At 43.3% G+C, this 14,114-nt stretch carries 11 protein-coding genes and 2 tRNA genes; 9 read left to right on the top strand and 4 right to left on the bottom strand.

Going from position 1 to position 14,114, the window contains the following annotated elements; translation table 11 throughout:
- The first annotated feature begins 243 nt into the window (after window positions 1–243).
- The 3 genes from sodB to VTH8203_RS11045 all read left to right on the top strand — a co-directional run bounded on the left by sodB (window position 244) and on the right by VTH8203_RS11045 (window position 2,338).
- A complete protein-coding gene (gene sodB, locus VTH8203_RS11055) occupies window positions 244–828 on the top strand; it encodes a superoxide dismutase [Fe] (RefSeq protein ID WP_096993735.1) in 585 nt (194 codons plus the stop codon).
- Between the two features lie 122 nt (window positions 829–950).
- Window positions 951–1,454 carry a VC2046/SO_2500 family protein gene (locus tag VTH8203_RS11050; protein WP_096993734.1) on the top strand — a complete coding sequence of 168 codons (504 nt, stop codon included), beginning with the start codon at window positions 951–953 and terminating at the stop codon, window positions 1,452–1,454.
- Window positions 1,455–1,663: 209 nt separating this feature from the next.
- A complete protein-coding gene (locus VTH8203_RS11045) occupies window positions 1,664–2,338 on the top strand; it encodes an SDR family oxidoreductase (RefSeq protein WP_096993733.1) in 675 nt (224 codons plus the stop codon).
- Between the two features lie 115 nt (window positions 2,339–2,453).
- Here VTH8203_RS11045 and adhE read toward each other — a convergent pair whose 3' ends face one another.
- Window positions 2,454–5,153, bottom strand: a complete 2,700-nt coding sequence (gene adhE, locus VTH8203_RS11040; RefSeq protein WP_096993732.1) for a bifunctional acetaldehyde-CoA/alcohol dehydrogenase — start codon at window positions 5,151–5,153, stop codon at window positions 2,454–2,456.
- A gap of 659 nt (window positions 5,154–5,812) precedes the next feature.
- On the opposite strand from adhE, the gene VTH8203_RS11035 reads away from it, so the two are divergent.
- Window positions 5,813–6,451, top strand: coding sequence for a YchE family NAAT transporter (locus VTH8203_RS11035; RefSeq protein ID WP_096993731.1), 639 nt, complete (start codon window positions 5,813–5,815; stop codon window positions 6,449–6,451).
- A 135-nt stretch (window positions 6,452–6,586) separates the two neighbouring features.
- Entirely contained in the window at window positions 6,587–7,432 is an 846-nt protein-coding gene (locus tag VTH8203_RS11030) for an ion transporter (RefSeq protein ID WP_096993730.1), read from the top strand.
- 68 nt (window positions 7,433–7,500) lie between these two features.
- On the opposite strand, the gene asd is transcribed toward VTH8203_RS11030, so the two are convergent.
- The 3 genes from asd to yejK all read right to left on the bottom strand — a co-directional run bounded on the left by asd (window position 7,501) and on the right by yejK (window position 11,248).
- Window positions 7,501–8,619, bottom strand: a complete 1,119-nt coding sequence (asd, locus tag VTH8203_RS11025) for an aspartate-semialdehyde dehydrogenase (RefSeq protein WP_096993729.1) — start codon at window positions 8,617–8,619, stop codon at window positions 7,501–7,503.
- A gap of 173 nt (window positions 8,620–8,792) precedes the next feature.
- The gene (locus VTH8203_RS11020) at window positions 8,793–9,995 is read right to left on the bottom strand and encodes a chemotaxis protein (protein ID WP_096993764.1); all 1,203 of its coding nucleotides are present in this window, start codon (window positions 9,993–9,995) and stop codon (window positions 8,793–8,795) included.
- 254 nt (window positions 9,996–10,249) lie between these two features.
- Window positions 10,250–11,248: a nucleoid-associated protein YejK gene (yejK, locus tag VTH8203_RS11015; protein WP_096993728.1), complete on the bottom strand. Its 999-nt coding sequence runs from the start codon at window positions 11,246–11,248 to the stop codon at window positions 10,250–10,252.
- 84 nt (window positions 11,249–11,332) lie between these two features.
- Between yejK and VTH8203_RS11010 the strand changes: the two genes are divergently transcribed.
- The 4 genes from VTH8203_RS11010 (at window position 11,333) to VTH8203_RS10995 (ending at window position 13,801) form a co-directional block, all read left to right on the top strand.
- Entirely contained in the window at window positions 11,333–11,560 is a 228-nt protein-coding gene (locus tag VTH8203_RS11010) for a YejL family protein (protein WP_096993727.1), read from the top strand.
- 26 nt (window positions 11,561–11,586) lie between these two features.
- Entirely contained in the window at window positions 11,587–13,410 is a 1,824-nt protein-coding gene (locus VTH8203_RS11005; RefSeq protein WP_096993726.1) for a DUF3413 domain-containing protein, read from the top strand.
- Window positions 13,411–13,473: 63 nt separating this feature from the next.
- Window positions 13,474–13,550: transfer RNA gene (locus tag VTH8203_RS11000), tRNA-Pro, on the top strand.
- A gap of 160 nt (window positions 13,551–13,710) precedes the next feature.
- Window positions 13,711–13,801, top strand: a tRNA-Ser gene (locus VTH8203_RS10995).
- Window positions 13,802–14,114 lie beyond the last annotated feature (313 nt).

The following is a 14,114-nucleotide window of genomic DNA, read 5'->3' as shown; positions in this document are numbered from 1 at the left end:
AATATAAAGCACATTAATATTGTGGTTATACTATTGTAGCTATTATGTGATGTAAACGACTAAGATATCAACGGTTATTCAAGCCGCTTTACGTACATCATAACAATAATTTTTCATGCCGACCCTTTTAATAAAGTAAAAACTTGCTAAAATAGCACTCAGTCAGTCAAACTCGACTCAATAATAAATATCTCGGAAGCAACCAGGGTGAAAACCCTCTAATAATCAATGGAGAAGCGAGCAATGTCATTCGAACTACCAGCACTTCCTTATGCAAAAGATGCTCTAGAACCACATATCTCAGCAGAAACACTGGACTACCATCACGGTAAACACCACAACACTTACGTTGTAAAACTAAACGGTCTGATTCCAGGTACTGAGTTTGAAGGTAAAACACTAGAAGAGATCGTTAAGACTTCAACCGGCGGTGTTTTTAACAACGCAGCACAGATCTGGAACCATACGTTCTACTGGCACTGCCTAGCGCCTAACGCTGGCGGCGAACCAACAGGTGCCGTTGCTGATGCAATCAACGCTGCATTTGGCTCATTCGAAGAGTTCAAAGCTAAGTTCACTGATTCAGCTATCAACAACTTCGGTTCTTCATGGACTTGGTTGGTTAAGAAAGCTGACGGTTCTCTAGATATCGTGAACACTTCAAACGCAGCGACCCCACTAACAGAAGACGGAGTTACTCCACTGCTAACTGTAGACCTGTGGGAACACGCTTACTACATCGATTACCGTAACCTACGTCCAGACTACATGAACGGTTTCTGGGCTCTAGTTAACTGGGCATTCGTAGAAGAAAACCTAGCTAAGTAATCGTCTTATAAACGAATTACCTTAAAGGCCTGCTTTCGCAGGCCTTTTTTTATGGTAAACGTCAATTAGCGCTAAAGCCTCTTTTCTTTAGGCCGATATAAGGTGAGTCATGAGAGGTACATATGCAAATTCATAGCTTAGACAAAGCACATTTTATCAACGAACTACAATGTGGTACGTCGCTTAATCGTGCCGTAGAACAAGGTCGACGCGCGGATTTTGCATTAATGCTGTCGATGTTTAGCCATGATTGTCGAGAGACCTGTGTCGTTGAGGAAATAAATAGTGTAGTATCAGACGAAGCGGTATTGCGTCAGCGCTTCAATGTACCCAACGTACAAAAGCTACAAGGTGATCTCGATGACTACCAAACCTCTGCTACTATTGCCCATCAATTTCACCAAGGGGGAATGGCGAGTGCAAAGCTCCAGCATTACAGTACTCCAGAGCCTTTAGACTATCAGCCACAAAACACGCTTGGCTTTAGTGAAGAGATTTATCAAAACCTATCAGGGCATACTCGTCGACAATTGACCCAAGGTTCTATTGATAGACCTAATGTTGATTATTTATATAACCGCCTTTCTACTGCTTACCGCAAAGATACGTTATCCATTCACACTTAACCACAATCTATAAGTGGTTTCTAATGTAATCTTGTCCAATTTTTCCGTACACAATGTGACATGTAACAGAAATAACCCTTCCGATTACTACTTTTCTAAAAAATTTTGATCTTATTCACATTTGATTCACAGTTTTTCTACCAAGTTATTAATTCAGGGGAATGCCTTTAAGGCTAAATCTATCCGGAACCGACACTTTCGGGGTAACTATGATCATTAAAAATTCAGTCGTTCTTATCACTTCGGCAGGTACAAGTTTAGGAACAATGATTGCACTGCACTTTGCTAAGCTGGGTGCACAAGTCGTACTTTGCGATACAAACCCATCTTCGTTACTCGCCAGCTATCGGCGCTGTCGAGAGGTAACGGAGCTTGTGGATATGGTAGAGATTAAAGATATAACTTTGCCCTCCGTGGAGTCGTTATTCGATGCCATTGAGTCAAAGCTTGGTCGTTCCCCAAATGTATTAGTGAATCATTGGACCTCGCTTCCTTTACAATCGTTGACTGGTAACCTGTCAAGCTCCAACTTTATCCAACAGTTTTCTATGCTCGCTTCCAGCCTCTTCATGTTTGGCCAAGTCGCTGCAGAACGTATGGCGCAGCACCAATCCGGCGTTATTGTTAATGTAGTTGCCCAAGATCCCGACCAATACCAAAGCGATTTAGACAACACAACATCAATGGTCACTGGCTTTACTAAGAGCTGGGCCAAAGAGCTAAAGGCCCATAACGTCAGGGTGGGCGGCGTCATTCCTGTCACCACACATAGCTATCATGTTTCAGCCAATTGGTCGCAAATGCAAGATGAGCTGACAAGGACAACAGAATACATTGTTAGCAATGATTATTTTAGCGGCAGAGTAGTCAGTACTGAGGCCTAACGCAGACACACCTTTACAGACAAAATACCAAACAAAAAAAAGCCCCTTCATTTCTGAAGGGGCTTTGTCATTTTTCCCGATTTAGATTTCGTGCTAGCGAAAATCTACAACTGAATTAAGCTTCCGCTTTCTCTTTTTTAGCTTTAGCAGCAGGCTTAGCTTCTTGGTCTTCTTTCTTCTTGATTACAGTTGTACCTTCGAAAGTTTCACCTTCAACGAAAGCTTTACCGTAGTAAGAAGCTTTTAGCACTTCTTTTAGCTCAGCGATTAGAGGGTAACGTGGGTTCGCACCAGTACATTGGTCATCGAACGCTTCAACCGCTAGTTCGTCAAGCTTCGCTAGGAAGTCAGACTCTGCAACACCTGCAGCTTGGATAGAAGCTGGGATGTCTAGATCTTGCTTAAGCTCTTCCATCCATGCTAGTAGACGTTCAATCTTCTGAGCAGTACGGTCACCAGCTTGGCTTAGGCCTAGGTGGTCAGCGACTTCGGCGTAACGACGACGTGCTTGTGGACGGTCGTATTGAGAGAACGCAGTTTGCTTAGTTGGGTTGTCGTTCGCGTTGTAACGAACAACGTTAGAGATTAGTAGTGCGTTCGCCAGACCGTGTGGTAGGTGGAACTCAGCACCAATCTTGTGAGCCATTGAGTGACAAACACCTAGGAATGCGTTCGCAAATGCAACACCAGCGATAGTTGCCGCGTTGTGTACTTTTTCACGAGCGATTGGGTCGTTTGCACCGTTCGCGTAGCTTGAAGGTAGGTACTCTTTAAGCATCTTAAGTGCTTGTAGAGCCTGACCGTCAGAGTATTCGTTCGCTAGAACTGATACGTAAGCTTCTAGAGCGTGAGTTACTGCATCGTAACCACCGAATGCTGTTAGAGACTTAGGCATGTTCATAACAAGGTTCGCGTCAACGATAGCCATGTTAGGAGTTAGTTCGTAGTCCGCTAGTGGGTACTTAGCACCAGTCTCGTCGTCTGTAACAACTGCGAATGGAGTAACTTCAGAACCAGTACCAGATGTTGTAGTGATACATACAAGCTCAGCTTTTTGACCCATTTTAGGGAACTTGTAGATACGTTTACGGATGTCCATAAAGCGCATTGCAAGCTCTTCAAAGTGAGTTTCTGGGTGCTCGTACATTACCCACATGATCTTAGCAGCATCCATCGGAGAACCACCACCTAGAGCGATGATTACGTCTGGTTGGAAGCTTTGCATTGCTTCTGCACCTTTCTTAACAACAGATAGCGTTGGATCCGCTTCTACGTCGAAGAAAGTTTGAACTTCCATGCCTTGAGCTTTAAGAAGCTTCACTACTTCATCACTGTAACCGTTGTTGAATAGGAAACGGTCAGTTACTAGGAATACGCGCTTCTTACCTTCTAGGTCGCTAAGAGCGATTGGAAGGCTACCACGACGGAAGTAGATAGACTTAGGTAGTTTGTGCCACAACATGTTTTCAGCTCGCTTCGCTACAGTTTTCTTGTTGATTAGGTGTTTAGGACCTACGTTCTCAGAGATAGAGTTACCACCCCAAGAACCACAACCTAGAGTTAGAGAAGGCGCTACGTTGAAGTTGTAAAGGTCACCGATACCACCGTGAGTAGTTGGGATGTTTACAAGGATACGAGCAGTCTTCATCTTGTCACCGAAGTAACGGATGCGGTCAGCGTTAACGTCTTGGTTTGTGTACAGACCAGATGTGTGACCGATACCACCGATTTCAACCATAGTTACTGCTTGAGCAACAGCGTCTTCGAAATCGTCAGCGCGGAATAGACCTAGAGTTGGAGATAGTTTCTCGTGAGCAAATGCGTCATCGTAAGACACTTTACCTAGACCTTCACCAACTAGAACTTTAGTGTCAGCTGGAACTTTAACGCCTGCCATCTCAGCGATTGCTGGAGCTGGTTGACCTACGATCTTAGCGTTAAGGTTGCCGTCGATTAGAAGTACTTTACGTACTTTCTCAGCTTCAGCTTTGCTTAGAACGTATGCTTTGTGAGAAGCGAAACGCTCTTTAACTTCGTCGTATACAGAGTCAACAACGATTGCAGCCTGCTCAGAAGCACAAACTACGCCGTTATCGAATGTTTTAGACATGAGGATAGAAGCTACTGCACGTTTAACGTCAGCAGTTTCGTCGATAACTACAGGAACGTTACCTGCACCTACACCGATTGCTGGCTTACCAGAAGAGTAAGCTGCTTTAACCATGCCTGGACCACCAGTTGCAAGGATAAGAGCGATGTCGTCGTGCTTCATAAGAGCGTTGGAAAGCTCTACAGATGGTTGGTCGATCCAACCGATGATGTCTTTTGGAGCACCCGCTGCTACTGCTGCATCTAGAACTAGTTTCGCTGCATCGTTAGTAGAGTTCTTAGCGCGTGGGTGTGGCGAGAAGATGATGCCGTTACGAGTCTTCAAAGAAATTAGAGATTTGAAGATTGCAGTAGAAGTTGGGTTAGTTGTTGGTACGATACCGCAGATGATGCCTACAGGCTCAGCGATAGTCATTGTGCCTAGGTTGTCGTCTTCTTCAAGAATGCCACACGTCTTTTCATCTTTGTATTTGTTGTAAATAAACTCAGATGCAAAGTGGTTCTTGATTACTTTGTCTTCAACGATACCCATACCAGACTCTTCAACCGCTTGCTGTGCAAGTGGGATACGAGCTTGGTTAGCTGCTAGAGACGCTGCGCGGAAAATTTTGTCAACTTGCTCTTGAGAATAAGTTGCAAATTCTGCTTGTGCCGCTTTAACGCGAGCAACCATTGCATCTAGTTCAGCCATATTTGTTACAGGCATAATGAATCTCCTAAAATAAAAAAACTAAAAACTTTTTAGTAAGTCAGCTGTTTACTACTAACGGTCGTCCTTACAGTAACTCAACACAACTTAGTAAATTGCTTTCATGGCTGAGTATAATATTTCGAGACGTGAAAAAAATTGACTCAGATCAGTTATGAAAATTAATTTACCCACTTAGTAGTAACCATTAAGGGCGATGTGATTTAACCTGTTGTTTTACAACAACTAATTCATTCAAAACGCATAGCTCAAAAATGCAGCAAACAGACAAAATTCTTAAATAAACTACAAATTGCTGTAAAAAAGTTTCATTTTTGTACAGATAAATTACGTAAATCACCCCGCACGTGCTACAGCAAGTATATCCCTCGCTATCTTTAAAACCACCAGCGTCACACTTTTTTATCAAAAACGTGTTGACGATAACAAATATGAAACAAGGTCCAGTTCAGTTCGTTGTGAGTATTGAAATTTATTTTCACATACTATTCATAAGTGAGATCGCCGTCATTACCCATTAGATTTTTTGTGGTTATTGAGTGACATATCGTTAGATTTTTTCATTCGCTTCTAAGGAAATGTTAGCGTACATTAGCGTCCTAAAATTGGGCACCTCAGCCCATGTTATCCACCTCTTTCGCATAGAGTATCGAGAAATGAGTAGTATCGAATTCGCTATTTATTTACAATTTTTTTTGGGCTTAGTTGCTGCAGTTAACCCCGTTGGTATTATGCCGGTTTTTGTTTCACTAACCGGACACATGTCGCCTGAAGATAAACATAAGACAGCGGCAACAGCCAACATTGCTGTTGCTGTCATTTTGATCATTTCGTTATTGGCGGGACAAGTGCTTCTGGATATGTTTAGTATCTCACTTGACTCCTTTCGCGTAGCTGGCGGATTACTACTGCTAAGCATCGCTTTCTCTATGATGTCGGGAAAACTTGGTGAAGATAAGCAGAACAAGCAAGAAAAATCAGAGTATGTAAGCAAAGAACAGGTAGGCGTGGTGCCACTGGCAATGCCCCTAATGGCTGGGCCAGGTGCAATCAGCTCTACTATCGTTTACGGTGCGCGCTACCCAGGTATGTTAGAGACCGCAGGTATCATCATTACAATTATTGTTTTTGTATTGTGCTCATGGTTACTCTATCGTTCTGCACCATTAATCGTAAGATTCTTAGGACAAACCGGAATTAACGTTATCACTCGTATTATGGGCCTGATTCTAGGGGCTCTCGGTATTGAGTTTATGGCTAATGGCCTTAAAGCTCTGTTCCCAGGCTTAGCCTAATCAGTGTTCGGCCCTACTATTGGTATAGTGGGGCTTTTTCTAATGCCGTGCCCTTCTCCCCCTCACCTAAGACCTGCCGCTCACACCGACTTAGGTATATACTGACCTTTAGTCGTAAACGAAATGTATCTTGCTATGGAAAACAATCGGTTAAAGCATCAGCTTTACGTCATCATTTTTGGTCACAATACTCGCGCTGGTAAAGCGTTTGATATCGCGCTTATTGTTGCCATTCTTCTCTCGCTTACTGTGCTGATCCTTCACTCGATCGAAGGGCTTGCTACCGAGTGGGATCACGAGTTTCAAATACTCGAGTATGTGTTCACCGCGTTATTTACGGTTGAGTACTTACTGAGGCTCTATTGTTCCCCTAAACCAAAAGCCTACGCCACCAGCTTTTATGGCGTTGTCGACTTGTTGGCTATTCTGCCTACCTATCTGGCTCTATTATTCCCTTCTGCATCATTTATGGGAGTAATAAGGTTACTGCGCGTCATGCGGATTTTTCGAATCCTTAAATTGGTTCGCTACCTTCAAGACTCGAATATTTTGTTACGGTCGTTGCTCATGTCACGTCGTAAGATTTTTGTCTTTTTCAGTACTGTCGCTATCTTAGTGACCATCTTTGGCGCACTGATCTTTGTGATTGAAGGCCCTGAAAATGGATTCACCAGTATTCCACAGAGTATCTATTGGGCTATCGTGACCATCACTACTGTTGGTTACGGTGATTTAGTGCCTAGTACTCCGTTAGGGAAAGCACTGGCATCGTTAACTATGCTTCTTGGTTATTCGATTTTGGCCGTACCGACAGGCATTATCACCGCTGAACTTAATCAGGAAATGAAGACCCATAGAAATCTGGTCAAATGTCCAAATTGTTCAAAATCTGGACACGAGAGTGACGCCTTACACTGTAAGCATTGTGGTAGTGAACTAGCTCCCCCTGACGAAAGGATTACCGAGCAGTCAGACATCTGACTTTGTAGATGACAAAAGCCCTCAAAATGAGGGCTTTTTAGATTCAGTCTATTGCCTTTTACGAGAGCTTAAGAGGCTTTCTCTGCAAGAATAATGCGTAATGTACGACGCAATGGTTCCGCCGCTCCCCAAAGTAATTGGTCACCAACAGTAAACGCGTTTAGGAAGTCGTTACCCATTGCCATTTTTCTTAGACGGCCAACCGGGATAGACATCGTTCCTGTTACCTTAGCCGGGGTTAGCTCCGCTGCGGTAATATCACGCTCGTTAGGAATCACTTTAACCCAATCGTTATGGGTGGCTATGATCTCTTCAATCTCATCCATAGGCACATCCTGCTTAAGCTTAATTGTGAGTGCTTGAGCATGACAACGCATCGCACCGATACGCACACAGGTACCATCGATAGCGATTGGATTTCCATCAGTACCAAGGATCTTGTTAGCCTCAACACCAGCTTTCCACTCTTCCTTACTTTGACCATTATCGCGCTTTACATCGATCCACGGAATCAAAGAGCCAGCGAGAGGCACACCAAATTGGTCCGTAGGGAAAGAAGAAGAACGAATCGTCTCGGCAACCTTACGGTCAATATCGAGGATAGAACTTGCTGGATTCGCCAGCTCGGAGGACACAGCATCGTTTACAACGCCCATTTGTGAAATCAGCTCACGCATATTTTGTGCGCCTGCTCCTGAAGCTGCTTGATAGGTCATGGCACTCATCCATTCCACCAAACCTTTTTCATATAGACCGCCGAGTCCTAATAGCATCAAGCTAACGGTGCAGTTACCGCCAACAAAGGTGTTGGTTCCTTTGACTAAACCATCTTGAATTTGGCTCAAGTTCACAGGGTCTAAGGTAATGATGGAGTCCTTTTCCATGCGAAGAGTAGAAGCTGCATCAATCCAATAACCTTTCCAACCAGATTGGCGTAATGCTGGATAGACTTTCTCAGTGTAGCTACCGCCTTGACAGGTAATAACAGCATCAAGTTGTTTCAAACTTTCAATGTCAAAAGCATCTTGAAGCATACCGGCATCTTTGCCAAAGTTTGGGGCAGGAATACCTACTTGAGAGGTACTGTAAAATACTGGCTCAATGACGTCGAAGTCTTTTTCTTCAACCATACGCTGCATCAATACCGAACCTACCATGCCGCGCCAACCAACTAAACCTACTCTCATTGAATTACTCTCCGTGTGAATTTAAAAAAGGCTCCCCCATCTATAAATTTTTCCGAGGCATAACACAAGAGCTAAGTAACAATATGTGTGTCTTTTTTTAACTAACCCTACCAGTTTTGTATAAATCTCAATGTTAAGTTGTAAAAAAGCCCCAACTCGGGGCTTAATATTTTCTATGCGCTTGTTTTTATCTCTTTTCTCGCTTGAACCTTCTTACCAAGGATATAACCAAGCCCTAAAGGAGCAAAAAAGATCACTAAAATAAACAAGATAAAGTACACAATTGTACTCTTAACTAGCTGAATGAGCTTATCTATAGCTAGTGTCACAACATCTTGAGAAATCTTATCTAGGTCTTGAGCAAACAGTTCACGCTCTTGGTTGACAATTACGGCGATCTCTTTACGTTCGCGTTCCACCATCTTAACCAGCTCGTCTCGCTCTCGCGCTACCATGTCATCCAGAGCTTGTCTTTCAGCGCTTAGCTGGGTCAGTTTATCCTGTGTTTTGGCATCAAGATCATTCAACAATGGCTGTAACTCAATCGCCATTTGCTGTGCAAGATCACGCATATACTCAGGGTTATTCTTAACAAAGTCTTGGAACGCGTCTGCGCTCATTTGAAAGCTTTGGATAGCGCCTCTAATGTCCTCACCGTTTACATTACTATTTAACGCGATCAACTGCGCTTTCCATGTCATTAACTTCGGTGTTTGTTCTGACATTAAAGAAAGTCGATCCGAGACATCCGATAACGCCTCCGGCATAGTTCCTAGCGTTGTCGTCACTTCACTTTCATCAATTCCCTGCGCTTTTAGCCATTCACGATACGCCGGTGTTCGAGAAAAGGTAAGATTGTCAAATGGATGTAAAGCCGCAAACTTTTCAACAAACTCTTTACTGCTTTTATAGCGGTTACCTTTAAACAGTGACTTGGCCAATTGTTCGATCTCGTCATTGAGCTTCTGAGACACGTCCTTCGCTTCATCGCCTATAAACAAAGTCTGCCCTTTGCCGTCCTTAAAGAAGTTCTTCATTTGGACAGTAAACACCCAAGAGTCGATCAGCCCCGCTGTCGGTGATACTTGATACGCCGCTTGCTGCAACCCTTCTTCGGCATGAATCTTCCACAACAATACGTAGGATTGGTTTATCACATCAGTTTCTGGATATTGGGCTGAAATTGAATCGGCTGCCGATTCTACTTGGCTAAAAAACTCACGACTGTATTCGCGAGTCATTAAACGCATATTCAATTCTTGTTTGGTTAAAGGGATGGTTTGACTATCTAGTTGAACTTCAAGAAGGGAACAACCGGAAAGAACAACCGATACTGTCATTAAAAGGAAATTGCGAAAAGTGCGCAATGCGTTCATCAAGTAAGCCTCTGATATTAGGGTAATATGCATAACGACGTTATTATACTGCCAAAATCCAAACTTCTCTTTAACTGACTGTACATTCGCGGAAATCAACTCGTTCCTTTCTTAGAGCGCAGGACCGCGCTATTCTCATCCTTTAGCCAATATAACCCTAGCAGCAGTTCGTAGATGATTCTTCGAATTGAAGTACATTGCTTGGCGGCCTTTTCGATCAAAAAAGCGCTGTATTCGACAGCGCTTTTGTAATTTTATCGATTTCTAGTCAGCTGATCTCTGAGATTAGGAGGCGTTCCCTTAATCGTCAGCGTGTCGGTTTCTGGATCATAAAATACTCGCTCACCGAGCAACAAGCTGTCAAAGCTTAGGTTCAGCCCACCACCCGCGCCCACGTATTTTGTCAACTTACGAACCGTGGAGCGATCTGCAGGGAAACTCTCTTCAAGACCATAGCCTTGCTCTTGAGTGTAATCTAGAAAGCTGGTTCCTTCATTACTCGGTAACTCGCCAGAAAGTTCTCTAATTTGAACCTCATCACCGGATTTCAATTGGTCGCTACAGTAATCAAATACCTGCTTTTTGTAACTGACGGTTTCGTCTTTATCTAATTGGGCATCCGCACAGTAATCTTCAACCGCTTGCATCAATATCGTGTTTTGTTGTTTGGTATCAAGACCAACTTGTGCCTGCAAGAAATCGAGGAAAAAGTCAGAGACTTTACGGCCAACACGCCCTTTAATGTAAGTAAGGTAACGATTTGAACTCTTATCTATATCATAACTGGTTAAATCAATTCTTGCCGCGATGTCCATTTTGGCAATGTCTAGATAATCAATAGATCCAATATTTAACCCTTCAGTGATCTGTAGGCTATTGTACGAGGGTAGCAAACCGATGAAGAGATAGTCCGTTGCCAACGATTGATATTGCGCCATGACCAAAGTCCCAGCTTCCGCAAATGGGTACTTTGCCAGCTCGGTTTTTAGTCGCTCAGCGCTGTCTTGAGAAAAAGTGTAAAAGTCTTTGTCGCTTTTTAGCAATTCATTCAACCAAATCTGGAAGTCACTTTCTTGAGTAAAGGAACCAAACCCTTTTCCTGCTTTCGAATTAAAGACTCTATGGAGCTCAGCAACTAGGCTTTCCGTGGAATGATCGTTAGGTAATAGCGCCTCACGGTAATGAACAATCAGTTCTTCCTGCTCATTTATCGCTAACTGGTGTAAAATAACGTTAGATAGGTTCAAACTCATAGTGAAATTATTATCGTTGCTGTTTCGTTTGTGATGCAGAGTAGGGTATCATAAGCCGCTTTCATTATCATTAGCAGAGTCTTTATGCCAATTACATCTAAATATACCGATCAACAAGTTGAAGATATCCTTTCTGAAATTGCAGCAGTGCTAGACAAGCATGGCGCTGGAGCAGAACTTTCACTTATGATTGCAGGCAATATCGCAACCAATGTCTTAAATCAGAACGTTGCTCCTTCACAACGCCAAGCAATTGCGGAAAAATTCTCTAAGGCTCTGATTTCTTCACTAGAAACCAAAGACCAACACTAATCAACAACGGATAGAAAAAGCGGCAGATGGTAGATAGCGAAAATTCATATGGTGAACGAGTCTCACGGCTGGTTGGTTGGGGACATTGGTTTGCGTTCTTCAATATTATCGCAGCTATGTTGGTTGGCACACGTTATATTGCGGCATCACCTTGGCCAGATACCTTGTTGGGACAGCTCTATCTGCTCACCTCATGGATTGGTCATTTCGGTTTTTTGGTTTTCGCTTTGTACCTTCTGGTACTCTTCCCTCTGACCTTTATTGTCCCATCACGTAAGTTATTTCGCCTACTGGCCGTTTGTTTTGCGACATTTGGTCTCACGGTATTACTGATCGATGCGCAAGCCTATCAGTCTATCAACTTGCACTTGTCCCCTGTTGTCTGGGACTTACTCTTTAACGATGAAAGCACGACGGTCAGCGCCGATCTGCAACACTTATTTATCCTTTTACCTCCGATCTTTCTCGCCCAATTAGCGCTATCTGAATGGGTGTGGAAAAAACAGCGTAAACTTTCTCATAAACATGTGGGGCGACCACTAGCGGCCGTATTCTTCCTTTGTTTTATCTCTAGTCATCTGATCTTCATTTGGGCGGATGCTTATTTTTATAATCCAGTAACGGTACAGAAAGCGAATTTCCCGCTGTCATATCCAATGACAGCCAAGTCATTTATGGAAAAACATGGTCTTCTGGACCGCGAAGAATACCTAAAGAAACTGAAAGACAACGAAGGCGCCGTCGACCTGGTTAGCTATCCGTTAACTGAAATCGAATTTAATCGCCGCTCGGAAAACTTAAATGTACTGATTGTCAGCATTAATAATTTGCGAAGCGATATGCTAACGGCACAAACTATGCCTGTAAGCTATGGCTTTGCTTTAAATAATCTAAATTTCACAAACCACTATAGCTCAAGCAACGATGACTTTGGGGTATTCGGTTTGATGTATGGTCTCCCTAGTAGCTACGCTAGTAGCATCAAAGCACAAGGGACAAATCCACTGTTTATGTCAATTTTGCGAGACCAAGGTTATAGCTTCAAGCTATACAGTGGCGACAATTTCACAGATGACCTTTATAGCGACACTATTTTCCGTAACTACCCTATGGTGGATTTAACGGTCGCCGCTGAAGGTGAAACAGTGCCTACTGTCGTGTCGGACAACACCGCAATTGAACGCTGGCAAAAAGACATCCAGTCTGGCAAAGGACAACCATGGTTCAGCTATATTGAGCTAACGACCGTAGATAACTTTGATGCGTATCAGCCTAAAGGCTCAGACCTATCTGCCGAACAGCAGTTTGTAGCAGCCTACTCTGCGGCTGCGACAGCAGCCGATAGCGAGTTTGCCAAGATACTGCAAACTCTTGCTGATCAAGGTTTAATGAAAAATACCGTTGTTGTTCTTACATCAAACCACGGTATTGAGTTTAACGAGACTAAGACTCGCAGTTGGGGCTCGAATAGCAACTATAGCCAATATCAACTGCGCGTCCCTATGGTGATTCACTGGCCTGGCAAGTTAGCCGCTGACTATACACATATGACAAGCCATTTAGATCTGACCGGCACTATCATGCAAGACTTGAGTGGCGTATCAACCAATGTTAAAAGCTACAGTAGCGGCCGTAACCTCTTCGATGAGCGCAAGCGCCAATGGATTATCGCTGGTGATACGCGCGAGTTAGCCCTAATTACCACAACAGACACAACAGTAGTCGATAAGTTTGGTAACTACAGTTTGTATGATCATAACTATCGAATACTTGACGACAAAAATCCAAAACTACCGATACTTATGCAAGGTTTTACTGAACTGCAGCGTTTTTACGCAAAAAGTCAGTAAATCAAGTATTTAATGCTTAATAGCTCTTGACCTACAAAATCGACTGGTTTAGATTAATCCCATCGGACTGTAGCGCAGCTTGGTAGCGCACCGTCATGGGGTGTCGGGGGTCGCTGGTTCAAATCCAGTCAGTCCGACCATATTCAAGCCCCTAGTTACGACTAGGGGCTTTTTACTAAAGAAATGTTTAGTTTATAGACACCCAATCCTAATTTTTAATTCAAATGCTTATAATTGCAGCAAACAGTTAAAATAAGGGTTTACAAACAGTAAGATGCCCATTATTATGCGCATCAACACGGAGAGATGGCTGAGTGGTTGAAAGCACCGGTCTTGAAAACCGGCATACGTTAATAGCGTATCTAGGGTTCAAATCCCTATCTCTCCGCCACATTCAAAACAAAAAAGCCGTTGATTATCAACGGTTTTTTTGTATCTAGGTGCACTTGCTCAATCAAAATAGGATTGACTGAGACAATGTACTTACTCAAATCGCCATCCGGCACTTACTACACTCGTCTATGCTTCCCTAAATACTTAAGAAGCAAGGACTTCCCCTTTGACGTAAAAATATCTTTGTGTGCAAAAGAACGTGCTATTGCTGTCTCACGCAATGCTGCTTTAATCGCAAAACTACACCCTACCATCCACACTCTCCCCTCTACAGTTCACTTTAAGGATTTTAAGCCCACTCTTGATGATGT

It is taken from the genome of Vibrio thalassae, from assembly GCF_900089835.1.
GTDB lineage: Bacteria > Pseudomonadota > Gammaproteobacteria > Enterobacterales > Vibrionaceae > Vibrio > Vibrio thalassae.
The sequence above is the reverse complement of the archived record's forward strand: the minus strand, read 5'-3'. Positions and strand labels throughout refer to the sequence as shown.

Bases quoted from the DNA above. Each gene is read 5' to 3' on its own strand.
- sodB (WP_096993735.1), top strand. From the start codon at position 244: ATGTCATTCGAACTACCAGCACTTCCTTATGCAAAAGATGCTCTAGAA.
- yejK (WP_096993728.1), bottom strand. From the start codon at position 11,248: ATGAGTTTGAACCTATCTAACGTTATTTTACACCAGTTAGCGATAAAT.
- adhE (WP_096993732.1), bottom strand. From the start codon at position 5,153: ATGCCTGTAACAAATATGGCTGAACTAGATGCAATGGTTGCTCGCGTT.
- VTH8203_RS11005 (WP_096993726.1), top strand. From the start codon at position 11,587: ATGGTAGATAGCGAAAATTCATATGGTGAACGAGTCTCACGGCTGGTT.
- VTH8203_RS11050 (WP_096993734.1), top strand. From the start codon at position 951: ATGCAAATTCATAGCTTAGACAAAGCACATTTTATCAACGAACTACAA.
- VTH8203_RS11020 (WP_096993764.1), bottom strand. From the start codon at position 9,995: ATGAACGCATTGCGCACTTTTCGCAATTTCCTTTTAATGACAGTATCG.
- VTH8203_RS11035 (WP_096993731.1), top strand. From the start codon at position 5,813: ATGAGTAGTATCGAATTCGCTATTTATTTACAATTTTTTTTGGGCTTA.
- VTH8203_RS11010 (WP_096993727.1), top strand. From the start codon at position 11,333: ATGCCAATTACATCTAAATATACCGATCAACAAGTTGAAGATATCCTT.
- VTH8203_RS11045 (WP_096993733.1), top strand. From the start codon at position 1,664: ATGATCATTAAAAATTCAGTCGTTCTTATCACTTCGGCAGGTACAAGT.
- asd (WP_096993729.1), bottom strand. From the start codon at position 8,619: ATGAGAGTAGGTTTAGTTGGTTGGCGCGGCATGGTAGGTTCGGTATTG.
- VTH8203_RS11030 (WP_096993730.1), top strand. From the start codon at position 6,587: ATGGAAAACAATCGGTTAAAGCATCAGCTTTACGTCATCATTTTTGGT.